The sequence below is a fragment of the Paenibacillus sp. NPDC058174 genome (genome assembly GCF_042883865.1).
GTDB lineage: Bacteria > Bacillota > Bacilli > Paenibacillales > Paenibacillaceae > Pristimantibacillus.
In genome coordinates, this window is sequence record NZ_JBHVUY010000002.1 from 973,617 (window position 1) to 997,681 (window position 24,065).

At 51.8% G+C, this 24,065-nt stretch carries 20 protein-coding genes and 1 riboswitch; of the genes, 14 read left to right on the forward strand and 6 right to left on the reverse strand.

From position 1 onward, the window contains the following. Window positions 1–211: 211 nt before the first annotated feature. The 7 genes from citZ to ACFVVF_RS15940 all read left to right on the forward strand — a co-directional run bounded on the left by citZ (window position 212) and on the right by ACFVVF_RS15940 (window position 8,322). On the forward strand, window positions 212–1,324 hold the full coding sequence (citZ, locus tag ACFVVF_RS15910; protein ID WP_387811243.1) for a citrate synthase: 1,113 nt from the start codon (window positions 212–214) through the stop codon (window positions 1,322–1,324). A gap of 126 nt (window positions 1,325–1,450) precedes the next feature. After that, a complete protein-coding gene (icd, locus tag ACFVVF_RS15915) occupies window positions 1,451–2,746 on the forward strand; it encodes an NADP-dependent isocitrate dehydrogenase (RefSeq protein ID WP_387811246.1) in 1,296 nt (431 codons plus the stop codon). A 53-nt stretch (window positions 2,747–2,799) separates the two neighbouring features. Next, window positions 2,800–3,741: a malate dehydrogenase gene (gene mdh, locus ACFVVF_RS15920; protein ID WP_387811249.1), complete on the forward strand. Its 942-nt coding sequence runs from the start codon at window positions 2,800–2,802 to the stop codon at window positions 3,739–3,741. A 105-nt stretch (window positions 3,742–3,846) separates the two neighbouring features. Continuing rightward, a complete protein-coding gene (gene recQ / locus ACFVVF_RS15925) occupies window positions 3,847–6,021 on the forward strand; it encodes a DNA helicase RecQ (protein WP_387811252.1) in 2,175 nt (724 codons plus the stop codon). 81 nt (window positions 6,022–6,102) lie between these two features. Continuing rightward, entirely contained in the window at window positions 6,103–6,531 is a 429-nt protein-coding gene (locus tag ACFVVF_RS15930) for a hypothetical protein (RefSeq protein WP_387811255.1), read from the forward strand. A gap of 37 nt (window positions 6,532–6,568) precedes the next feature. Next, entirely contained in the window at window positions 6,569–7,525 is a 957-nt protein-coding gene (locus ACFVVF_RS15935) for a sugar kinase (RefSeq protein WP_387811258.1), read from the forward strand. 11 nt (window positions 7,526–7,536) lie between these two features. Next, entirely contained in the window at window positions 7,537–8,322 is a 786-nt protein-coding gene (locus ACFVVF_RS15940) for a DeoR/GlpR family DNA-binding transcription regulator (protein WP_387811522.1), read from the forward strand. A gap of 634 nt (window positions 8,323–8,956) precedes the next feature. On the opposite strand, the gene ACFVVF_RS15945 is transcribed toward ACFVVF_RS15940, so the two are convergent. The 3 genes from ACFVVF_RS15945 to nagB all read right to left on the reverse strand — a co-directional run bounded on the left by ACFVVF_RS15945 (window position 8,957) and on the right by nagB (window position 12,445). After that, complete coding sequence (locus ACFVVF_RS15945) at window positions 8,957–10,399, reverse strand: glycosyltransferase family 39 protein (RefSeq protein WP_387811260.1); 1,443 nt, start codon at window positions 10,397–10,399, stop codon at window positions 8,957–8,959. Window positions 10,400–10,535: 136 nt separating this feature from the next. Next, a complete protein-coding gene (nagA, locus tag ACFVVF_RS15950) occupies window positions 10,536–11,717 on the reverse strand; it encodes an N-acetylglucosamine-6-phosphate deacetylase (RefSeq protein ID WP_387811263.1) in 1,182 nt (393 codons plus the stop codon). Window positions 11,718–11,719: 2 nt separating this feature from the next. Continuing rightward, complete coding sequence (gene nagB, locus ACFVVF_RS15955) at window positions 11,720–12,445, reverse strand: glucosamine-6-phosphate deaminase (protein ID WP_387811266.1); 726 nt, start codon at window positions 12,443–12,445, stop codon at window positions 11,720–11,722. 240 nt (window positions 12,446–12,685) lie between these two features. On the opposite strand from nagB, the gene fni reads away from it, so the two are divergent. From fni to ACFVVF_RS15975, 4 genes are all read left to right on the forward strand, one after another. Next, the gene (fni, locus tag ACFVVF_RS15960) at window positions 12,686–13,765 is read left to right on the forward strand and encodes a type 2 isopentenyl-diphosphate Delta-isomerase (RefSeq protein WP_387811269.1); all 1,080 of its coding nucleotides are present in this window, start codon (window positions 12,686–12,688) and stop codon (window positions 13,763–13,765) included. 67 nt (window positions 13,766–13,832) lie between these two features. After that, entirely contained in the window at window positions 13,833–14,840 is a 1,008-nt protein-coding gene (locus ACFVVF_RS15965) for an MBL fold metallo-hydrolase (RefSeq protein ID WP_387811272.1), read from the forward strand. Window positions 14,841–14,898: 58 nt separating this feature from the next. Beyond that, window positions 14,899–14,992, forward strand: a riboswitch (cyclic di-GMP riboswitch). A 62-nt stretch (window positions 14,993–15,054) separates the two neighbouring features. After that, the gene (locus tag ACFVVF_RS15970; protein ID WP_387811274.1) at window positions 15,055–16,962 is read left to right on the forward strand and encodes a choice-of-anchor A family protein; all 1,908 of its coding nucleotides are present in this window, start codon (window positions 15,055–15,057) and stop codon (window positions 16,960–16,962) included. A gap of 130 nt (window positions 16,963–17,092) precedes the next feature. Beyond that, on the forward strand, window positions 17,093–17,551 hold the full coding sequence (locus ACFVVF_RS15975; RefSeq protein WP_387811277.1) for a hypothetical protein: 459 nt from the start codon (window positions 17,093–17,095) through the stop codon (window positions 17,549–17,551). 385 nt (window positions 17,552–17,936) lie between these two features. Here ACFVVF_RS15975 and ACFVVF_RS15980 read toward each other — a convergent pair whose 3' ends face one another. Next, window positions 17,937–18,464, reverse strand: a complete 528-nt coding sequence (locus tag ACFVVF_RS15980; RefSeq protein ID WP_387811280.1) for an SAP domain-containing protein — start codon at window positions 18,462–18,464, stop codon at window positions 17,937–17,939. A 245-nt stretch (window positions 18,465–18,709) separates the two neighbouring features. After that, entirely contained in the window at window positions 18,710–19,249 is a 540-nt protein-coding gene (locus ACFVVF_RS15985) for a phosphatidylglycerophosphatase A family protein (RefSeq protein WP_387811283.1), read from the reverse strand. A 129-nt stretch (window positions 19,250–19,378) separates the two neighbouring features. Between ACFVVF_RS15985 and ACFVVF_RS15990 the strand changes: the two genes are divergently transcribed. The 3 genes from ACFVVF_RS15990 to ACFVVF_RS16000 all read left to right on the forward strand — a co-directional run bounded on the left by ACFVVF_RS15990 (window position 19,379) and on the right by ACFVVF_RS16000 (window position 22,033). After that, a complete protein-coding gene (locus ACFVVF_RS15990; RefSeq protein WP_387811286.1) occupies window positions 19,379–20,431 on the forward strand; it encodes a GerMN domain-containing protein in 1,053 nt (350 codons plus the stop codon). 218 nt (window positions 20,432–20,649) lie between these two features. Next, a complete protein-coding gene (rph, locus tag ACFVVF_RS15995) occupies window positions 20,650–21,393 on the forward strand; it encodes a ribonuclease PH (protein WP_387811288.1) in 744 nt (247 codons plus the stop codon). A gap of 1 nt (window position 21,394) precedes the next feature. Further along, window positions 21,395–22,033 carry an XTP/dITP diphosphatase gene (locus tag ACFVVF_RS16000; protein ID WP_387811291.1) on the forward strand — a complete coding sequence of 213 codons (639 nt, stop codon included), beginning with the start codon at window positions 21,395–21,397 and terminating at the stop codon, window positions 22,031–22,033. 76 nt (window positions 22,034–22,109) lie between these two features. Here the strand turns inward: ACFVVF_RS16000 and asnB are convergent, their stop codons facing one another. Further along, window positions 22,110–23,954 carry an asparagine synthase (glutamine-hydrolyzing) gene (gene asnB / locus ACFVVF_RS16005; RefSeq protein WP_387811293.1) on the reverse strand — a complete coding sequence of 615 codons (1,845 nt, stop codon included), beginning with the start codon at window positions 23,952–23,954 and terminating at the stop codon, window positions 22,110–22,112. Window positions 23,955–24,065 lie beyond the last annotated feature (111 nt).

The following is a 24,065-nucleotide window of genomic DNA, read 5'->3' on the forward strand; positions in this document are numbered from 1 at the left end:
TATTAATGATTAATCCGGTATCGAATAGGGTAAAATGCAGCAGAGTATGCATGTCGTGAATAAGTGATAAAAAATCATTTATGGCGTCGATAAAGCAATTTTATGTGCGGATTTGTTCACTTCATACGCGAAATCATTTATGATTAATAGCGTGAAGACTGACTCGAATCCTAACATTTCGGTTATATTTCCAGTTAAAGGAGAGAAAACGATGACAGCCACTAAAGGTCTTGAAGGCATTGTCGCCGCTTCGTCGTCCATCAGCTCCATAATTGATGGCGTACTGACATATCGCGGTATTAATATCGATGATCTTGCAGAACATGCAACTTTTGAAGAGGTAGCTTATCTGCTGTGGTATGGCAAGCTTCCTAACCGCGCGGAACTGGATGAACTGCAAGCGAAGCTGGATGAGCACGCCGCTATCCCAGCGCAAGTCATTCAACAAATTAAATTGTATCCGCAAAATTCCAATTCGATGGCTGCTCTTCGTACAGCTGTATCGAGCCTGGGACTTTACGACCCAACCGCGAACGACATGTCGCCGGAAGCAAACCAGCTGAAAGCAATCAAGCTGCAAGCTCAGCTTCCGACTGTAATCGCGGCTTTTGCACGTATTCGCGAAGGCAAGGAACCGGTAGCTCCGAAGAAAGGCGTATCCATTGCCTACAACTTCTTGTATATGCTGACAGGCAACGAGCCGGATCAAGTTGCGGTTAAAGCACTGGATCAAGCGCTTGTGCTGCATGCCGATCACGAGCTGAATGCTTCTACGTTCGCAGGCCGTGTTACCGTAGCTACGCTGTCGGACATCTACTCCGGCGTAACTTCTGCAATCGGCGCTTTGAAAGGCCCGCTTCACGGCGGCGCGAACGAGGCCGTTATGGTGATGCTGGAAGAAATCGGCTCCATCGGCAACGTTGAAAGCTATATCAACAATGCGCTTGCGAGCAAGCAGAAAATTATGGGCTTCGGCCACCGCGTCTACAAAGACGGAGATCCGCGCGCGAAGCATCTGCAGCATATGTCCCGTGAGCTCGGCAAATTGACGGGCAACATGGAGCTGTACGATATGTCGATTAAAATTGAAGAAATGGTAACCGGCCAAAAAGGCTTGAAGCCAAATGTCGATTTCTACTCGGCTTCCGTGTACACAAACCTGAACATTCCTCGTGATTTGTTCACCCCGATCTTTGCAATCAGCCGCGTTTCGGGCTGGAGCGCACATATCTTGGAGCAATACCAAGACAACCGTCTTATCCGTCCGCGTGCCGACTATGTCGGTCCGGTCAACGCCAAGTACATTCCGATCGAACAGCGTTAATTATTATTCCGTCCGGGCCATCGCGCCCAAGAGAGCAGGGAACGGACAGGCGTTCGTTCTCCTTTTCCGCGGCCTTCGGGCCGCAGCCAGTTTTTCATACCAAACATTCTAGGAGGAATACTAATCATGGCACAATTCGAAAAATACGCACTTCCTACTGAAGGCGACCAAATTACGATTGACAACGGCGTACTGCAAGTTCCTAACAACCCGATCATCCCTTTTATCGAGGGCGACGGAACAGGCCGCGACATCTGGCGCGCATCCAAACGCGTTCTTGACGCAGCAGTTGACAAAGCATACGGCGGCAGCAAAAAAATCGCTTGGTACGAAGTTTTTGCAGGTGAAAAAGCGTTCAACGAATATGGCGAGTGGCTGCCAGCTGACACGCTGACTGCGATCCGCGAATACATCGTGGCAATCAAAGGTCCTTTGACTACGCCAATCGGCGGCGGCATCCGTTCCCTGAACGTTGCGCTTCGTCAAGAGCTTGATCTGTACGTTTGCCTGCGTCCAGTGCGTTACTTCGACGGCGTACCTTCCCCGGTTAAACGTCCTGAGCTCGTAGACATGGTTATCTTCCGTGAGAACACAGAGGATATCTATGCGGGTATCGAGTACCAAGAAGGTTCCGCTGAAGTGAAGAAAGTAATCGAGTTCCTGCAAAACGAAATGGGCGTTAACAAAATCCGTTTCCCTGAAACTTCCGGTATCGGCATCAAGCCAGTATCCGCAGAAGGCTCGAAACGTCTGGCTCGCGCTGCGATCGAGTATGCGATCAAGCACGGCAAAAAAACAGTTACACTCGTACACAAAGGCAACATCATGAAATTTACAGAAGGCGCGTTCAAAAACTGGGGCTACGAAGTGGCTGAGCAAGAGTTTGCTGAACAAACTTTCACTTGGGGTCAATATGACCGCATTAAAGAAGCAGAAGGCACTGACGCAGCAAACAAAGCACAAGCTGAAGCTGAAGCAGCTGGCAAAATCGTCGTAAAAGACGCTATTGCCGATATCGCTCTGCAACAAGTTCTGACTCGTCCAACTGACTTTGACGTTATCGCTACGCTGAACCTGAACGGCGACTACCTGTCCGACGCTCTGGCAGCTCAAGTAGGCGGCATCGGCATCGCTCCGGGCGCGAACATCAACTACCTGACTGGCCACGCGATCTTCGAAGCGACTCACGGCACAGCTCCTAAATATGCAGACAAAGACGTTGTAAACCCTGGTTCGGTTATCCTCTCCGGCGTTATGATGCTTGAGCACCTGGGCTGGCAAGAAGCGGCTGACCTGATCTACAAAGGCATGGAAGCTTCCATCAACAACAAAACCGTTACTTATGACTTTGCCCGTTTGATGGATGGCGCAACTGAAGTGAAATGCTCCGCGTTCGCTGACGAAGTTATTAAAAACATGTAGTTCTGATTTCTGACTTTTGACTTTTGACATCTATAGAGGAGGTTATATCTGAAATGGCTATCAAACGAAGAAAAATTACGGTCGTGGGCGCAGGCTTCACTGGTGCGACTACAGCTTTAATGGCTGCGCAAAAAGAGCTGGGCGACGTGGTTCTCGTTGACATTCCGCAGCTGGAGAACCCTACAAAGGGCAAAGCTCTCGACATGCTGGAATCTACGCCGGTTCAAGGTATTGACTCCAACATCATTGGCACGTCCAATTATGAAGATACAAAAGATTCCGATATCGTCATCATTACGGCAGGGATTGCCCGCAAGCCTGGCATGAGCCGGGACGATCTTGTAAATACAAATGCGGGTATTGTGAAATCGGTGTGCGAGAACGTAAAAGCTACCAGCCCAAATGCTTACGTTATTATTCTGAGCAACCCGGTTGATGCGATGACCTACGTCGCTTACCAAACGCTTGGTTTTCCCAAAAACCGCGTTATCGGCCAGTCCGGCGTACTGGATACAGCACGCTATTGCACGTTCATCGCACAAGAGCTTAATGTATCCGTCGAAGACGTTCGCGGCTTCGTGCTTGGCGGCCATGGCGACGATATGGTTCCGCTCGTTCGCTATTCCAACGTTGGCGGCATTCCGATCGAGAAGCTCATACCGGCTGACCGGATTGAAGCAATCGTACAGCGTGCGCGCGTAGGCGGCGGCGAAATTGTCAGCTTGCTAGGCAACGGCAGCGCTTATTATGCTCCTGCAGCTGCGCTCGTTCAAATGACGGAAGCGATACTGAAGGACAAGAAACGGATTCTGCCGGTTATTGCTTTGCTGGAAGGCGAATACGGCTATGACGATCTGTTCATGGGCGTGCCTGCCATAATCGGCGGCGACGGCATCGAGAAAGTCTTCGAACTGGAGCTGACGGCAGACGAGAAAGCGGCGCTTGATAAATCCGCTGCTTCCGTCCGCAGTGTCATCGAGATCGTAACGGCTTAATCGACGCATTAGCTTGTGAGTCTCATAAAGCAAGTTCGGGAGGACCCTGACAGTTAACTGCAGGGTCCTCTTTTACTGTTTAGTCAAACAAACGGAGGGATGAGAATGCTGCAGCAGGCAAAGGAAGAGCTGAAAAGAGTATATGGCTACGATACGTTCCGGCCGGGGCAGGAAGATATTATTTCGGGCATTATGCAGGGCAAAGATACGCTTGCTATACTGCCGACCGGGGGAGGGAAATCGGTCTGCTATCAAATACCTTCGCTGCTTTTGCCGGGTACGACGCTTGTCATTTCCCCGCTTATTTCATTGATGAAGGATCAGGTTGATACGCTTAACCGGATCGGTGTTCCTGCGGCTTTTTTGAACAGCTCGCTTAGCGCCAGTGAATACCGGGACGTACTGCACCGGGCAATGAACGGTGATTACAAGCTGCTCTATGTCGCACCGGAGCGGCTCGATGCACCGATGTTCGACAGCTTGTCTGCACAGATGAACATTCCGCTCATCGCCATTGACGAAGCGCATTGCGTCTCGCAGTGGGGCCATGATTTCCGACCAAGCTATAGACAGCTTGCCGGCTGGATCGGACGGCTGTCGAACCGTCCGCTTGTAGCGGCTTTTACCGCTACAGCAACGACAGAGGTTGCGGAGGATATTTCCGCAATGCTCGGTTTGCGGCAGCCGAATGTTTTCGTTACGGGCTTTGCTAGACCCAACCTGTCTCTCTCCGTCGTCAGCGGCGGGGACAAAAAGCAGTTTCTGCAAAAGTTTCTCGCTGAGCGCGAGGAGCAATCGGGCATCATCTACACGGCAACGCGCAAGGAAGCGGAGCAAGTGGAGGAGCTGCTGATCCGGAAAGGAATTGCCGCGGGCAAATATCATGGCGGAATGTCTGACACAGAACGGGCTTCGGCTCAAGAGCGGTTCCGCTTCGACGAGCTTCGCGTCATGGTGGCAACAAATGCCTTCGGTATGGGGATCGACAAGCCGAATGTGCGGTTCGTCGTTCATTGGCAAATGCCCGGCGATATCGAGTCTTATTACCAAGAGGCAGGCCGGGCCGGACGTGACGGCGAGGAGAGCGAATGCGTGCTGCTGTTCGAACCGCAGGATGTGCAGGTGCAGCGGTTTTTGATTGAGCAAGGCACCGGTGACACGGACCGCAAATCAGTGCAGCAAAGCAAGCTGTATACGATGATGAATTACAGCCGTACACAGCGCTGCTTGCAGCAGTTTATCGTCGATTATTTCGGCGAGAAGGGCGTCGAGCCTTGCGGCAAATGCAGCAGCTGCCTGGATAAAAGCGAGCTTGTTGACCGGACATCGGAGGCGCAAAAGGCGCTATCCTGCGTGGGCAGGATGAGGGGCCGCTTTGGCGTTACGATGGCGGCTAAAGTGCTGAAGGGCTCCAGAGACAAGCGTCTGCTGGAATTTGGGCTTGATCGGCTTTCTACCTATGGCTTGTTTAACAACTGGCCGGAGAAGGAAATTGCCGATTGGCTGTACTGGCTTGTTGCGGAAGGCTATTTGCGCATGAGCGACGGGCAATATCCAACCGTGTCGCTGGCGGCAAGCGCGCTGCCGGTTCTCGAGGGCAAAGAGACTGTCATGCAGCGTCTGCGAATGACCGTGAAGCGAAGCGCTTCGTCAAGCGGAGCAATGTCATCGCCATTATTCGATGCGCTGAAGCAATGGCGCAAGGAGACGGCGGCGAGGGAAAATGTGCCTCCGTTTATGCTGTTCTTTGACGCGACGCTGAAGGAACTGACTGATGTGCAGCCGCTGACTGAAGCCCAGCTGCTTCAGGTGAAAGGGATCGGTGCGGCAAAAGCAGGCAAATACGGCGAAGAGCTTCTCGCTATTATTGGGCAGTTTGCAGGTGAGCCGGGAATGGCTGCGTCTTCTGCCTCTGCTGCTGCAAAGAGCGGAGTCCGGCGTACTGCCGAACGGCCTGCATCCTCAGGCGGAACAGAGGGCTCGCCAAGCCATGTCCAATCGCTGGAGATGTTTAACGCTGGTCTATCTACACAAGAGGTTGCTTCCGAACGGGGAATGAGCCGGGTGACGATTGAGGGGCATATTATCCGCTGTGCCGAGGAAGGCATGGAGCTCGATTGGAGCCGTGTAATCCCCGAGCAGTACGAGCAGCAAATTATCGATGCTGTTCGCGAGCTGAGCGCGGATAAGCTGCGCCCGATTAAGGATGCGCTGCCGGACGAAGTCGACTATTTTGCCATCCACGGAGTCATTTGCAAATACGGCTTCAAATCGGAATAGATGCAGCGCTTTCTTTTGTAATTGTTACAATCATTTAGTATACTAGTTGGTAGATTAATTAATGATGTAGGAGGCAGTTTAATGTTAAACACGATGTTATTTTTGCATGTGCTTGGAGCGGTCGGAATGGGCTTTTATGTCGTTTTGCCGTTTATGGTCGGCAGAGCTTCCAAGCTTAACGGCGGCGGACAAGGCGGTCTTGCCGACGGTCTCGTTACGGCAAACCGGATTGCCCAGTATTTCTTGATCGTACAGCTGCTTACAGGCGGCTATCTGATGTCGCAAAATGATTACACAGTCGTCTGGATGATTATCGTTACGCTGCTGTTCCTTGCAATCGCTGCGATTTCGGGCATTATGACAAAGCCGCTTAAGCGTATCGTTTCTTCTATTCAGGACGGCCAAAGCGCAACGGCTTATATTGCCAAGGCTCGCGTATTCAGTCTGATCGTGCTTGTGCTTTATGTCGTTGTTATCTACTTTATGAAATTCCCGTTCTACAAATTATAAATGCAATTGAGCTTCAGTCATATAGGGGGAGAATAGCGTGCATCAGACATCACCGGACATCATTACTTTTGGGGAATCGATGGCATTATTCATGCCGCCGGAGCATAAGGCGCTGGAGCGGGCAACTGTGCTGGAGCAAGGCTTTGGCGGTGCCGAGAGCAATGTGGCAATCGGCGTAGCGAGGCTGGGAGGCTCGGCAGGCTGGTTCGGCGTACTGGGCGATGATCCGTTTGGCAAAATGATTCTGAAGACGCTTCGCGGCGAAGGCGTCGATGTGTCCCGCTCCATATTGAGCAGCGATGCACCCACCGGGATGATGTTCCGCGAGCATGTGGCCGGCCGGACAGCCGTGCATTACTACCGCAAGCATTCCGCTGCCAGCCGCATGGAGCCGGAGCAGCTGGACGAGCAGTACATTCGCGGTGCGAAGCTGCTTCATGTGACAGGTATTACGACGGCGCTAAGCGACAGCAGCCGCCGGACGGTTCTGAGGGCAATTGAAATTGCCAAGGAAGCGGGCGTCAAAGTATGCTTCGACCCGAATTTGCGCTTGAAGCTCTGGTCAATCGAGGAAGCGCGTGAGACGCTGCTGCCGATTGCGGAGCAGGCCGACTATTTCCTCCCAGGCTGGGACGAGCTCAAGCTGCTCTACAATACAGACAGCTTTGAAGAAGTGAAGGCGAAGCTGCTTCAGTTGAACGCTGTGACCATTGTGAAGGGCTTTGGCGATACGACGCTCGTGCTGGACAATGGTAAGGAGACGGCTGTTCCCTTCTATCCGGCGGAGAAGGTCATCGATACAGTTGGCGCAGGTGATGGCTTCTGTGCAGGCTTCTTGGCCGGCATTATGCGCGGAATGACGCCAGCACAGGCCGTTGGACTAGCCAGCATTAACGGCTCGCTGGTTGTCCAGATGCGCGGGGACTGGGAGGCGCTTCCAGAATGGAGCGCTGTAGAGCAGCGTATGTCTGATAAAGTGTGGGTGGAGCGTTAATCATGGCAGATATGGGCGTGACCGCATCGAAGGGCCAGCGCCGCCGGGAAGCGATACTTCAAGTGCTGAAGCAGCAGGGGCGCATTACCATACAGGAAATGGTGGAACGGTTTGACTGCTCCGAAGCGACGGCTAGACGGGATCTGGAGCAGATGGAGTCGCTGTACCCGATCATTCGCACGATCGGAGGCGCGATGTACGACGGCATGAATGCGGTTCGCGATCTTGGCTTTGCCGAGCGGGAAGGGCTGTCGATTTACGAGAAAGAACGTATCGCAGCCAAAGCGGCTTCCTTGATCGAAGAGGGGGATGTCGTTGGCCTTTCGGGAGGTACAACGAATTATCTGATCGCCAAGCAGCTGAAATTCCGAAGCGGCATTACAGTGGTGACCAATGCGGTCAACATTGCAATGGAGCTGGCAGGCAGCGCGATCCAAGTGGTCGTCACAGGCGGCATTATGCGTCATAACAGCTTCGAGCTATGCGGCCCGCTGGGTGAAGGGATGGTCTCCCATCTGAACATCGGCAAAATGTTCATCGGAGTCGACGGCATTTCCGCTACAGGCGGCATTACGACGTACTCCGAGCAGGAAGCGCAAATCGCGAAGGCGCTGATCAAGCGCTCACATGTGACCTATGCCGTCTTCGATCAGACGAAGATAGGCAAGGTGTCGCTGTTCTCGATTGCAGCGCTTTCCGAGCTGCAAGCCTTCATTACTGATGTACCGATTGGTCCAGAGCTACAAGAGGCCGCTCAGCAGCATGGGATCAGCCTCTATGTGGCAGACGAGAAATAGAAAGCAAATAAGGCAGCGGCCGGATCCTTGTGAGGACTCGGCCGCTGCCTTATTTTTTGTGAAGCGGGACTGGACTAGCGGATGGAAGGTTTGCCGTCGGCATTCATCTTGCCGCCATCTTCACACCGCGCTAGGAGCTGCGTGCGGTGAAGCTCCACCTAACCTGCGTTCGATCTGCTTGACCATCTGATTTGGAATGTTACATCGAAACAAACTTCGCTAATTATTGCAAAATTTTCTCTAATTTCTCTCTGATTAGCTCTTTTCAGGTCGTTTCCATCAGATAGGGTTGGTTTTTTCTCTATAAAGAAATCAAATTCCGCTCTAGTGAACTTTGTTACGTTACACTCGTATAATCGACGTTTGCGCAGTTAAATAGGGAAATAAGATACCGAGTAGAGAAATAATAGCCATTAATATGTACTTTCCTGCGTTGCCCCTTATTACCCCGTTATTTATGATGCTCATACGAGGTGACGCAGATCATATACCTGTAATTATCACATTTAGCGGATGAAGTAAATTAAACTAAAATAAACATAGCATTGGCAACCGTCATGCAACGCCACACCGCACGCTTGGAGCTGCGAACTAAATTCAGCCCTTGTTAGCTAGCTATAGTAACGATATTAATCTAGCTCGTACGCGCTTTGAAAAGCTTTAAGTTACGCAAGCGTTGGAGCAGCCAGTAAACGCCATAGCTTTGCAAAATAATAAAAGCGGGCATGATATCAAGCCGGTACCGGGCTTGGATTTCAATGGCCAAATGAATGGCTGCATAACCAAGCAGAAGAACAAGAAACAGCGTTGACCGGGAAACTGTTTTCCTTCTTAGTAGTGCAATGAGCGCGAGAACACCAAACAGGCTCATCGCTGTGTAGGAGGCTCCGTCGATACGCTCCACACTAATCTGCAGAACAGGCAGATTCATTTCCCCCAGGCTCCACATCGCAGCATCATCCTTAGCTCCCCAGAAGAATACGAATTTTCTAGCAAACAAGGCAGCGACGGCGGCTTTATCCTGCAGCCTCTCTTTCACAACGGCAAGCTCCGCAGCATCCCTCTCCTCGCCAAGCTTGAATTGGAGCACATACTTGCCATCCTCCAGCGACCATTTCCCGTCCGTAGCAGCATTGAGTCCGACCATGAATTTCCAATACGGTTCGCGGTTGGATAGTGGATATTCGGTATAGCCGGCCTGCATGAACAGCGAGCTTACGAGCAGTTGAATCGCGTAAAAAACAGCAATGACGCCGGCCAGCTTGAACACAGACGCAAGGAGTTTCCGGCGGCTGAATTGAGGCAGCAGATGGCAGAGGAGCAAATAGACAGCCAGACCTGCGATAAAGATGCCGCCAATCGGCCGGAACAATTGCCCTAGGCCAAAACAAACCCCGATTACAAGCCACTGGCTGCGGGAGGTTTGCCACCGTTTTGCGACTGCAGCCAAGCAGCCCATCATAAAGAATAGGGTGGAAAAATGCTGATTGCTCGATACCGAGCACATCATAATATTGGGTATGTAGAATGCGTAAGCAAAACCGGCAATCCGGCCGGACCGTTCATTGAACACCGAGGAGGCTGCTTTGTACACGACCCATACGGTGACGGTGGTTACGCATACGTTGATGAGTTTAAGGATCAGCATCGGTTCGTTGAATAAGGAAATGATAAGAGCTTCATACATCGTAAATCCCATTTGATAGACCCATGCTGAGAAATATTCCGTATCATTGAATGAAAAATCGCCAACGGCTGCGCTTGAAGCCGCATTATACATAAATAAAAAGTCGGATGCCGGCGGCGTATCAATCCAGAGCACCCAGAGAAGTCTGGCAGCAAAAGCGGTGATAACAAGACCTATCGTAAACCACATTCTGGACCCAATCCGATTAAGTCCATACGCGGCAGCCAGCATAACAATGATTGCTGTTGCGATAGCTCCTGCTGCATAAAGGGGAGGGGCTATGTAAAATGCATATAAGGCAGAGGATATAAAGGCGGTTGCGAATAATAAGCAGCCCAGTATGAGCAACCCGCGTGAAGCGAGAAGGCTGCTTTTCCGTACGATTTCCATTTTTTCTCCTTTCTTCTAGTCGAATGACATCCTTATATAGTAGCCCATCTCTATTAGATTTGCTAGCAATCTCCGTTTTTTTCCCAATTTTCATATGAAAAAAGACCTGCCGCCGGCAGGCCTTGCATAAGAGCGTCTAGTTTTGTTGAAAGACAAGCTTGCCATTCACCCAAGTTTTTGATACATGGTGAAAAGCTTGCTCCGCCAGCACGAGATCGGCGCGTTTGCCGACCGCTATCGAGCCGGTTGTCTCGTATAGGCCAAGCTGTCTGGCCGCATTGCCGCTGGCAGTCCGGCTGACCTCCGTAACAGATAAGGAGGTGTTCTCCAGCATGAACCGGAAAGCGTTGATCATCGTCAGGCTGCTGCCTGCCAAATTGCCTTCCTTCAGACGTGCAACGCCGTCTTTGACGAAGACCGGAAGGCCTCCTAAATCATAAAGTCCATCAGGCATCCCGGCTGCAGACATGGCGTCAGATACGAGGATGAGCTTGTCAGCAGGCTTTGCGGCGGCGAGCAGCCGTATAGCTCCAGGATGAACATGGAAGCCGTCGGCAATCAGCTCGGCGCAAATCCGGTCGTCTGACAATACGGCACCAACGGTACCCGGTTCGCGGTGATGCAGCGGACGCATGGCGTTATAAGTGTGTACCGCATGCGTCAAACCGTGATCCGCTGCATTCTGCATAACTTCATAGGTGGCATCCGTATGACCGCATGCGGCAACGATCCCATGTTCCGAAAGCCAGCGGATCGCTTCCATTGCGCCTTCGTTCTCCGGAGCAAGCGTCACGAGCTTGACGAGTCCAGGAAAGCGAAGCTCCCAGTCTTCCAGCCAATCGATTCGCGGCAGCGACAGAAAAGCCGGATTTTGCGCGCCGATCCACTTCAAGCACAGGAATGGCCCCTCTAGATGAACGCCGTAAAGCGCTGTATAGGGCATACCTTCCGCTTGGAAACGGCTGACAGCTTGCAGTACCGAATCAATCGCTTCCTTCGAAGCCGTCATCGTTGTAGCCAGCATGCCTGTCGTGCCTTGCGATGCGTGAAAACGAGTAATCGCCTCATAGCTCTCCTGGCTGGCGTCCATAAAATCACCGCCGGCTCCGCCGTGAATATGAACGTCGATAAACCCGGGAAGCAGCCACTGTCCGCCGCCGTCAATCCGCTGAACAGCTTGTGGAACTTCCTCGTAGTCAGAAGTTTCTTCAATAATAGCAGCAATCGTGCCGTCTTTAACATGGACAGCTCCATGTGCGACACGGTCTTCCAAAACGATGCTTACATTGTAAATCAGCCATTCGCTAGGGAATGTCATGATTACGCCAACTTCCTTCCGGCTTCGCGGTCGAGCAGCACGGTTACTCTAGGATGCGTCTGCAGCAGCGATGCCGGTACGTCCGTTGTAATAGGGCCGGTCAGCGCTCGCTTGACGATATCCGCCTTATCCGCGCCGCGAACCACGAGTAGAATATGGTTCGCCTTTAATATGGAGCCCACGCCCATCGTAATCGCCAGCTCCGGCACTTCATCCATGGAAGCGAAGAAACGGGCGTTCGCCTCACGGGTTTCTTGCTCCAGCTTGACAGCATGCGTGCCGCCGGTCAATGCTTCTGCAGGCTCATTGAATCCGATATGGCCGTTATGGCCGAGTCCCAGCAGTTGAAGATCAACAGGCTGCTCTTGCAGCATGCTGTCGTAGCGGGCGCATTCCGCGTCCAAATTCTCAGCCATGCCGTTAGGCAAGAACGTCCGGTCAGATGGGATATCGATATGGGCAAAAAAATGACTCTTCATATAATAGGCGTAGCTTTGATCGTTATCCGGCGTCAAGCCGACATATTCGTCCAAGTTAAAAGAGGTAACATGTTCGAACGAAATGTTTTGACGACGATGCATTTCTACTATTTTGGCATAGATCCCGAGCGGTGTCGACCCTGTAGCCAGGCCCAGAACGGGGGCTGGTTTGTTCTGTACGGTACTTACGATCAGATCGGCTGCGAATGCATCCAGTTCCTGTGCGCTGTCGAAAATTTTAATATCCATTTATATAGGCCTCCCGGAGGTTGCGCCTTGCGAACGTTGCAAGCATGCAACCTAGCTAATATCGTCTTATGATTCTATTTTAAGACATAATCATCATATTAACAATAAAAATGATTGTAAACTTCATAAAAATGATTAATACGTTCATTTTATTGAATTCAATTGGAGCAATGTTGCCCGGCGGTTAAAAACTGCGTTATGATGGACGGAGCATAGTAAACGAGACCCAGGAGGTTCACGATGAGTGATCATACGATAGCGGCGAGCGCAGCAGAGGCTGCTGCAACCGCGAAAAGAAAGGGAGAGCATATCCGCATCTGCCTTCAGGAGGAGGTCGCGGGTTCAGGGATCGAGACCGGGCTGCACAAGCTGCGGTTTCGCCACAATGCGCTTCCAGAGCTTTCTTTTGAAGAGATCAGGCTAAATACACAGTGGCTGGGCCGCTCCATGCAAGCGCCGCTGCTGGTTAGTTCCATGACTGGGGGAACGGATGAAGCGGGCTCGATCAACCGGCGTTTGGCGGAAGCGGCGGAGCATTGCGGATGGGCGATTGGACTTGGTTCCATGCGGGCAGCTATTGAACGGGAAGATCTTGCCGCATCCTTCTTTATCCGCAAAGAGGCGCCTTCCGTTCCGGTAATCGCCAATCTTGGGGCGGTCCAGTTGAACTACGGGTTTGGCGCCGAGGCATGCCAGAGAGCCGTGGACATTGCTGAGGCCGATGCGCTCGTGCTTCATTTGAACAGCATGCAAGAGGTGTTCCAGCCCGAGGGGAATACGGATTTCCGGGGACTGCTTGCAGGGATCGAGCAGGTATGCCGCAAGCTTGCCGTTCCGGTAGGCATCAAAGAGGTTGGCTGGGGCATTGATGCAGATACGGCAGCTCGGCTGGCCGATATTGGCGTTTCCTTTATAGATGTAGCAGGAGCTGGCGGCACATCCTGGAGCCAAGTGGAGAAGCACCGGCTCAAAGACGAGCTTAGGAAGCAGGCGGCGGAGGCTTTTGCAGACTGGGGCATTCCGACTGCGGACAGCATTCGGGAAGTAAGCGGCAGAGTGCCGGATATGACGCTCATCGCCAGCGGAGGACTCCGCAATGGCGTTGATGCCGCCAAGTCGATCGCGCTGGGCGCAAGCGTTGCAGGCTTCGGCCGGGTGCTGCTGCCTCGTGCGGCGCAGTCGGATAATCGCGTTTCGGTGGAGCAGCTCGTCGAACAATTCCGACGGATCGAATTTGAACTGCGGTCGACGATGTTCGGAATCGGCGCAGCTACGATTGAAGATTTGACCAATACGGAGAGGCTGTACGCCATCTCCTAGACGGCTATGGCAACGATGATTAGGATATCGTTGCCTCGTTTTATTTTCGAAAGGGGAATTCGGTTTCATGGAGCAAGAAGAGCAGCAGGTGGAGACAGCGCAATGGAATGACGGTTGGATTCAGGTAAAGGTACCGCTTCCGTTTTCATTGAAATGGGTAAACAGCTATTTGATTCCGGAGCCGGATCGCAGCGGCTATACGGTTATCGATCCCGGCTTGCGAACGGATGAAGCTCTGGCAGCCTGGAACGAGGCGATGCAGAGGCATGGAATAGCTATTGAAGAGATCAAACGGATTATCGTGACACATCAGCATCCTGACCATTACGGACTGGCCGGTTATTTTCAAGGGCTAAGCGGAGCGCCGGTATATATGTCCCGCAGATCGCATGCTTACACCGCAAGGTTATGGACGGAAGAAAGCCGGTTTGCTGAAGAGCTTGGACAGCTTTTTGCTCAGCATGGCATGCCGGATGAGCTTACGTCCGCGATAGCAGCTAATCTTGAATTGTTCGAGGAGAGGGTGTCGCCCCAGCCGTCCGTTACTTATATGGAAGCAGGGGAGACCATCCGGTTTGGCGGCTTTGACTGGCAGCTTATTGATGCACCCGGTCATGCGTATGGACAGCTGCTGCTCTACGAGCCGCATAATGGCTGGATGTTTTGCGGCGATCAGGTGCTGCCGCGGATAACGCCGAACATAAGCGTTGTGCCAGGGGAAGAAACGGACCCGTTGCATGATTTTTTGACGAATTTGGATGAATTGCTGAACTATGAGGTGAGCTTTGCTTTTCCGGGACACCGTGATCCGTTCGCCGGATTTGCTGCCCGGATCGAAGAGCTGAAGCAGCATCATATACGGAGATTGGATAGAATGAAGCGCATGCTGGAGGAGCCGTTGTCCGCTTTCGAGCTGTCCGAGCGGCTGTTCGGCATAAACTTGCGCAGTAATCCGCATAATTTGCGGTTTGCGATGGCGGAGACGCTGGCTCATCTCTATTATTTGGAGCATAGGGGTTCAATAGAGCGGCTGGAAGGCGCCGGAAGAACGATAAAATTTATTTTTCCGTATTGACGTGGAAAGATTTGCATCATAAAATTTAGAAGACAACTGCATGACACATGAACAGCACTAGTGCTGTGAGCAAACCACGCGAAAGCGCGGGACGCAAAGTCAGGAGTCTTCTGTGCAATTTATTATTGTACAATGATCGTCCGATTGCCATGAATGAATCATTCAGGTAGTCGGATTTTTTTATTGCCATAATAAGCGCGGGGAGGACATGAATTTGTTCAAAAAACAAATGAAGACGGCTTTTATGCTAACGATGTCGGCAATCGTGATTTTCGGAGCGGGACTGCATGCGATTGTGAGCGCGGCGGCTTCGCCTGGATCGTCATTGCTGGGCACGGCAGGGTCTTATAATATTTTTGTATTGGGCAGCGTGTCGCTAATGAATACCGACTCCGAGGGACCTGTTGCGGCAGGCGGAGCTGCGAATTTTACTAATTACTCGGTGAACAGCAAAGAAAAAGTGATTGATAACGCATTGGTCGTTGGCGGTTCACTGGTTTTTAACAATGGAACGGTTAAGGGCGGAAATGCCAAATACGGCGGTTCCTATACGGGGAATGTAACGGTTACGAATGGGACCTCTCCCAAGCAAGGAAATCCGATCGATTTTAACGCCGAAGCGACCTATCTGAAGGAAGTTTCTGCGAAGCTGGCTGCACTGCCTGCGAACGGGACAGCGAGCAACGCTTACGGAACGCTGACATTAGCGGGAACAGACAACAATTTAAATGTGTTTGAAATCGATCAAAACTACGGCGAGCTGGTCATTCAGGTGCCGAATGGATCGACCGTCATTGTAAATGTAAAAGGTAAATCTAGAAGCTTTGGCACAGCAGGAACCTTTATGCCGGATAAGAATAACACGCTTAGCGAGAATTCGAATCCAGCTGCCGTACGCAGATTGCTGTTCAACTTTCCAGAAGCTACCGATATTACAATCGGTTCTTCCGGTCAAAGAGGCACGTTGCTGGCTCCTTATGCTAGTGTAAAGACCACATATAGCAACATCGCAGGCAATATTATAGCGGCTTCGCTGGATGGGCATGTCGAGGCTCATTATTATCCGTTCGATGGCACGGTTTCAGAGCCGGAGCCTACTCCGACAGCGACACCAACGGCCACGCCGACAGCAACACCAACGGCTACGCCGACAGCGACGCCAGAGTCGACACCAACGGCAACGCCAGAAGTGACGCCGACAGCAACGCCAGAGTCGACACCGACGGCAACGCCGGAATCGACGCCAGAAGCAACGCCGACAGCGACACCAGAGTCGACACCAACAGCGACACCAGAGTCGACACCAACGGCAACGCCAGAGTCGACGCCGACAGCGACGCCCGTAGCTACACCAACGGTAACGCCCGTAGCGACACCAACGGTAACGCCAGAAGTGACGCCGACGGCGACGCCAGAAGCAACGCCGACAGCGACACCAGAGTCGACACCAACGGCAACGCCGGAGTCGACACCAACGGCAACGCCAGAGTCGACGCCGACAGCGACGCCCGTAGCGACACCAACGGTAACGCCCGTAGCGACACCAACGGTAACGCCAGAAGTGACGCCGACGTCAACACCAGAGTCGACGCCAACAGCGACACCAGAGTCGACACCGACACCGACGGCAACGTCAACGCCAGAGTCGACACCGACGGCAACGCCAGAGGTAACGCCAACAGCGACACCAGTGTCGACGCCAGAGGTAACACCGACAGCGACACCAGAATCGACGCCAACGGCCACACCAGGTCCGACACCAAGCGGTGGTTCTGAAGCAACACCAAGTCCGACTCCTATTGGCGGACCAGAGGCAACACCATCATCGACTCCGTCTGCGAGCCCTTCTGCAACGCCTGACGAGGAGATCGTTATTACGCCGGAAGAGCCTCCACTAGGTCCAGTGGAAGGCGATCCGGAAGCAACACCAACGTCTTCTGCGAGCCCGTCTGTTGGTTCTGAGGATGATGAGATTGTGATCGACGAAGAAACGCCGCCGCTCGGCAGCGTTAACGTTGATCAACTGCCTAAAACAGGTGAATCCAGCTCAATTCCTTATTACGCAGCAGGTCTTCTGCTAGCAGCAGCTGGTCTTACTATTCGATTGAAACAACGGAAGTAACAATAATAACGAAATCATTTCTTATGCCGGGAGCTAAAAAGCTCACCGGCTTTTTTTTGTAATGCTTGTTATTTTTCAGTCGTTACAGCCGTCTACTAGTAAAGTTCATTCGCAGCAAGGGAGATATATTATGAGAAGGAATCAGCTTGTTTATTTTGCAGCATTTATTGTCGTAGTGGCTGCACTGTTTGCAGCACCATTTCCAGATTCGGGGCGTCTGACGGAGAACAAAGAAATCGGACAAATCGTCGAAAAGTCGATTAGCGGTCTGGGTGACAAGGAACTTGTCAGTTTTACACTTCAGGACGCTGATGAGGTCTACGTCATTCCTCCCTACGTAATGGAGACTGAGCTGGCTTCTGCAACAAAACTGCATCCCAAAGCAATCGTTAAGTTAACGCGACTGGCGACCGCATACGAGAACTATTTTATCGTCGTTCATCGGGCAGGCGGACCTCCAAGCTACGTGATGCTGGATGGCAAATACGGAACGAATACCGATCATATTATCGTCTACTCGAACAAAGAGCCTGTCCAACTGACCAAGGAAGCGGGCAGCAATCATTATCGCCCCTATCGATTTTTGTAGTATTTTTCCGACAGTCTATGATGCAGATTCAGCTCCATATGCTCGCCGTCCTATGCTAGACGAGAAACAAAATGCAAAAGTGCATTTTGTTTAGGCTCAAAAGCTTCAAAAACGCCATCAAAATGCAAAAGTGCATTTGAAATCGCCCGATTTCACTCTAAAGGGGCTTTTTAGCCCAATCAACCTGCACTTTTGCATTTTGATGCAAGAATTCGTCGGAAAATCGGCTAACAACCTGCACTTTTACATTTTGATTCGTTGGGGCCACTCGTAAGGTACCGCCCTTATTTATTCACTTCACGCAAATAGACAGCCAGTAAGTCAGGCGAGTACTGCTTGGGACCGGGATGATCCCTTACTTGCTTCCATAACTGCGCAGCGACAGTCATCTGGTCATCGATTGCCTTTGTTTGCGGGTCTTTATTAAGTCTTTTACGAAGTTGTTCCACTGATAGGTTTTTTCCTCTGAGGTGACAAGGCTCGTCTTGCCTTCATAGACTTCAATTAAATCGGCTATGGTCATCTCCATATCTCCGCGGCGTTTCGCTTCTCTAAGCAGCGCTGCCATTTCCTTGGTGAAGGAAAATTTCTGTTTCTTATAATAGCTGGCGAAAAAATTTCGAGCCTGCTGATTAAATTTAAATCCATCTGGAATCAGCTTTGTCGACAGCGTAAGCTCCTTGTGAGACTCCTGTTTCTTTTTCCTTAACGCTGTGCCCGCCTGCCGGTGATCCGTCATCTCCTCGCCAGCCAGCCACTTCTTAATTCGTTCCTCCAGCTCGGCCTTTGTTCCCGATGCGGGGATGTTATGCGTCTTGCATACGTTTATCAATTCATTCTTATACCAATAATGCAGCTCAAATTGCTGGACGGTAAGCGCCTTGGAAAATGGGGGCCGTTCATGACCAGTCATACTTACATCCCTGCCTATTTTTTATTGTCATTCCAACGCTATTCCTGCAGATCAATGTGCGTCTTATCGGTTACGTCGAAAATGAATGGTTAAATTTTAATATATTAATCATAGCAGGATTAATGGCAGGCTGCTCTGCTAGTCATCTTGAGATCGTGCAGGATTTGACTACACGCTAGATTTACATTTAATCAGCTTAAAATAAAAAGCCTGCCGCAATCGAATGCGGCAGGCTCTTCCTATTGTCAGTCCAAAGGCAGATCCGTGCTTGCCTCGCGTTCCGCTTGCTTGCGGTGTGCGATACGGCTTGCAGCTGATGCGGCAATCGCGCCGACGATGTCGTCGAGAAACGTATGCGTATGCTCGCCATTTTTCTCATTCAGCTTTTTCAATATGCCGGGCTTCAGCTTGTCGATGTAACCGAAGTTCGTAAAGCCGATGCTGCCGTATACGTTGACGATGGAGAGCGCAAGCACCTCGTCGCAGCCATACAGTCCTTCATCGTTTTTAATCATTTCCTGAAGCGGGGAGATGAGCTTACCTTCTTCGGCCAGCACGTCGAGCTGAATGCCGGTCAGCACCGCATTTTGCACCTCGCGTTTGGACAATACCGCATCAACATGCACGATGCATTCGTCCAGCGACAGGTCAGGGAAATAGTCTTTTTGTAGAAAATGGACAAGTTGTCCGATTTGCGTTTTGGATACGCCGCGTTTCGTCAGCCACTCATCTGTAGCCTCTGCGACCTTGCGGCTGTTCAAGCTATAAGGATTAGGTGTAAACACCGTATTACCCCCTCATCATTTTGTGGACAAAACTGGTCTAAATCAGGGAAGGGCTCGTATACATAGTACTACAAATAAGCAAATGTAAAAAGCCGCGAGGCAATAATCGATTGGGGAGGAAAGGTTAATATGGTTCAAACAAGATGGATTCGCCGCGCCGCAATCGGCGGTTTACTGGTAATGCCGCTTGTCATGACAGGCTGCGGGTTGTTTTCGAAAAAAACGAATGGGGAAATTGATCCCCCCCGGACGAACGAAACGAGCAACGTAGACGGTACTAACACCGGACAGGCTCAGCAGCCTGGCCAAGGCGACGCAACTCAGATGACGGTCTATTTGAAGGACCGGAATGGATACTTGGCACCGGTAGCGCTGCAAACGACGTTTGGCAAAAACGAGCAGCCAGGGCAAAAAGCGCTGGAAATGATGGTTGACGGCGGGTCATATGCCAGCCAGCTTCCGGAAGACTTCAAGGCCGTTCTCCCGCAAGGAACGCAAGTGAAATCATTCAAAGTTGAAAACAAGCTGGCGATCGTTGATTTCTCCGAAGCTTTCAACAGCTACACCAATACGGAAGAGCGCTCCATCGTAGAGGCGATTACATGGACTCTCACGGCTATGCCGGGCATCGAAGGCGTTGAATTGTTGTCGGAGGGTGAAAAGCTGCAAGAAATGCCGGTTGACGGCTTCCCGTTAGACGAGCCATTGACACGAGCAGTGGGGATTAACCTCGAAGCTGCTGATGGCGTCAACTATGCCAACTCGACTCCGGTCACACTGTATTTCTCTTCGCAAACCTCGCATGACGAGCAATATTATGTGCCAGTAACGCGCTTGATCGCTCGTCCTGAGAAGCTGGCCGACGCTGCCATGGAACAGCTTATTTCCGGGCCGCTCAACAAAAAAGAGCTGACCAGCGTCATCACCAATGACGTCAAGGTTAATAGTATTGTGCAAAAGGACGACACGGTAACCGTCGATCTCCAAGATCCTGCTTACGAAGAAGGCCAAGCTGCACCGGAAGAGATGCTGCAAGCGGTCGTTCTGTCACTCACGGAAAATACGAAAGCATCTAAAGTGCAAATTTTGCTTAACGGTGAATCCAACATCATTGACGACAAGAATAATTCCTACACCGAGCCGGTTACACGTCCGCATCATGTGAATGCGATTAAGAGCTAATTGAACAGGAACAGCATACAAGCGGGGAGGGCTGTAAGAGCTCTCTCCTTTTTTTATGGACTAGCAGCGGGCCAATACGCGATTTGAAAAATTGTTAAGGGTGCTTTTCGTATGAGCCTTTGGTAAAATAGGAAGGATTGTAACGACAGGCTGCGAACCTTACATAGTAAGCGATGCGATCGCGGACAGAAGAACGAAAGATTCAGGAGGATGTAACAATGAGAACCGAAGGCCGCCAACCAAGCGAGCTGCGTCCGGTGAAAATTACAACCGGCGTTAACAAATATGCGGAAGGCTCCGTACTTATTGAAGTGGGAGAGACGAAAGTCATTTGTACGGCAAGTGTCGAGGAGCGGGTTCCGCCCTTTATGAAAGGCCAAGGCAAGGGCTGGATTACAGCGGAATATTCTATGCTGCCGCGCGCAACGCATTCCCGCAATCAGCGGGAATCGGCAAGAGGCAAGCTGACGGGCCGTACGATGGAAATTCAGCGGCTGATTGGCCGCGCATTGCGCTCTGTTGTAGATCTTCAAGCGCTCGGCGAGCGGACGATTACGCTGGATTGCGACGTGATTCAAGCAGATGGCGGTACGAGAACGACTTCGATTACCGGATCATTTGTAGCTTTGTGTCTGGCTGTTAATAAGCTGGCGAAGACGACAACGTTTGCTAAATACCCGATCACCGACTATTTGGCATCGGTCAGCGTGGGCGTTATCCAGGAAAGAGCCTTGCTGGATCTGAATTATGATGAGGATTCAAAAGCGAAGGTCGATATGAACGTCGTCATGACTGGCAACGGCAAGTTTGTCGAGGTGCAGGGTACGGGAGAAGAGGAGCCGTTCTCGCGCAGCGAGCTTAACGAGCTGCTGGAGCTGGCGGAAGGCGGTATCGGGCGTCTGATCGAGCGCCAGCGTGAAGCGTTGGGCGAAGATGCGGGCCGTATCGGGGGAGGCGCGTAGCATGAAGGAGCTGTCCGACAAACGTATTCTGATCGCGACGAAAAACGAAGGCAAAGTGAAGGAATTCGCACATGCGCTCAGCAAGCTGGGCAAGGAAGTGGCAAGCCTTAATGATTATCCGGCTTTTCCCGATATCGTGGAGGATGGAGATACATTTGCAGCCAACGCCCGCATTAAGGCGAAAGCGGCAGGCGATGCCTTCCAGGTTCCTGTGCTTGCCGATGATTCAGGATTGCGTGTCAAATCGCTAGGCGGTGCTCCTGGGGTTTATTCGGCCAGATATGCAGGCGAAGGCGCGGCTGACAGCGACAATAACGCCAAGCTGCTGACAGAGCTGAGTAAGCTGGACGGTGCGGACGCGGCTGAACCGCTGGCAGACGGGACAAGACTGCTTAGCGAAGCGCAATTCGTATGCGTGCTGGCGCTGTATGACCCTTCTACAGGCGAGTTTGTGGAAGCGGAAGGTACAGTAGACGGCTATATTGCGGATCGTCCGCGCGGTGAGGGCGGCTTCGGCTATGATCCGTTGTTTTGGCTGCCGCAGCTTGATCGTGCGATGGCCGAGCTGTCCAAGGAAGAGAAGCAGCGCATTAGCCATCGCGGCCACGCTCTAGAGCAATTGCTGGATAAGCTGAAGTAACATTAAGGGAGTCTCGCTCTATTTCTGAAAAAGAGGCCGGCCGCAGTTATAAGCTGCGGTCAGCCTCTTTTTTATTTTACTTAATGGAAACGCCGTATTCCTTGAGCCAGAGGTTGACCTGATACAAATAAGCAAATAGCTGCGGGCCGGACATTAATTGTCCAAACCACGGAATATTTGAGCTTGCAGTTGAGGAATCGGCAATTTCCCGTACTTTGGATACGTTGATTAGAGGCAAAATTGGCGAGGACGGATCATTCAACACATCAAGCAGAAGTCCTTTGACAGCGGCCAAATAGTTCGGATTATGCGTTTTTGGATAAGGGCTTTTTTTGCGTGTCAGCACATCATCCGGAAGGACGCCTTTCAGCGCTTTGCGCAAAATGCCTTTCTCGCGGTCGCCAGCTGCTTTAATCTCCCAAGGGATATTCCATACGTATTGCACGAGACGGTGGTCGCAGAACGGAACGCGAACCTCAAGCCCGGCAGCCATGCTCATCCGGTCTTTCCGGTCCAGCAGCGTCGGCATGAAGCGGGTAATGTTCAAATAAGACATTTGCCGCATGCGCCGTACTTGCTCGGATTCGCCATCCAGATGCGGCACTTCGGCGATCGCTTGCGAATAACGGTCCCCGATATAGTCGAGGGGCTTAATCCAGTCCGCTACGTCCGGTGCGAGCAGCTCGGCACGCATGGAGGAGGCGAGCGACCAGGGGAAGGTAGAGGCGTTCAGCGCTTCCTCACGGTGAAACCACGGGTAGCCGCCAAATATTTCATCAGCTGCTTCACCTGATATGGCTACGGTTGCTCCTTTTTTGATCTCACGGCAAAAGAGCAGCAAAGAAGCATCGACATCCGCCATACCCGGCAAATCGCGGGCCAGTGTCGCATCACGCAGCGCTGCGACGAGCTCCGGCGTGTCGAATTGAATCGGATGATGAATGGTGCCTAGATGAGTCGTCATTCGTTCGATCCATGGCGCGTCGCTGTTCGGCTGGAATGCATGCGCCTTAAAATGCTTGTCGTTGTCCTGATAATCAACCGAATAGGTATGAACGCTGCCTTGGCCGGTCTGCTCATAATAGCGTACGGCCAGCGTTGTCAGGGCACTGGAATCCAATCCGCCGGAGAGCAGCGTGCACACTGGCACGTCCGATACGAGCTGCCGCTCCGTTGTATCTTTTAGAAGCTCGCGAACATGCTCAGCCGTAGCTGCAACATCCTCGTCATGGGGATGGCTCTCCAAGCTCCAATATTTCGTTTTCCGAAGTCCTTCCCGGTTGACGGTCATGCACTGACCCGGGAGCAGCTCCGTCAGCTGCTTATACACGCCTTGGCCAGGCGTCCGTGCAGGCCCAAGGATGAATACCTCCGCTAAGCCCTCTGCTCCAACCTCTGCTTTTACGGCAGGATGGGCAAGAATTGCCTTCGGCTCGGAACCGAACAGGAACAGGCCCTCTGCCGTGCTGTAGAACAGCGGCTTGACGCCCAGCCGGTCGCGGGCGAGGAATAGCTCTTGCTCTGTAACATCCCAGATGGCGAAAGCAAAAATACCGTTAAAACGCTCCACGCAAGCTTTTCCCCATTCGATAAAGGCGATGAGCAGCACCTCTGTATCGCAGGTCGTGGTGAAGCTGCGTCCTCTGCTTTCTAGTTCCTTGCGCAATTCCAGCGCATTATATAGCTCTCCGTTATAGACGACTACGTACGTGTCATCCCCTGAATGCCTGATCATAGGCTGGGCGCCGTTCTCCGGGTCAATGACGCTGAGACGCCGATGACCAAGCGCGCAATGGGCCGATATCCAAGTGCCTGATGCGTCCGGTCCCCGCAAGGACAACGTCTCCGTCATACGCTCCAGACTATTGCTGTCTTGGGTTAGATCACGAGTCCAGTCGATCCAGCCTGTTATTCCGCACATTATGTTCTCATTCCTTTCTATTCTGCTGGGGCCAATAGCGATAATAACAGGTATATGCTGAAAAAAGGGATAAAATGTCTGTCCGAAAGGGAAGCTAACGGTGGTATTCCC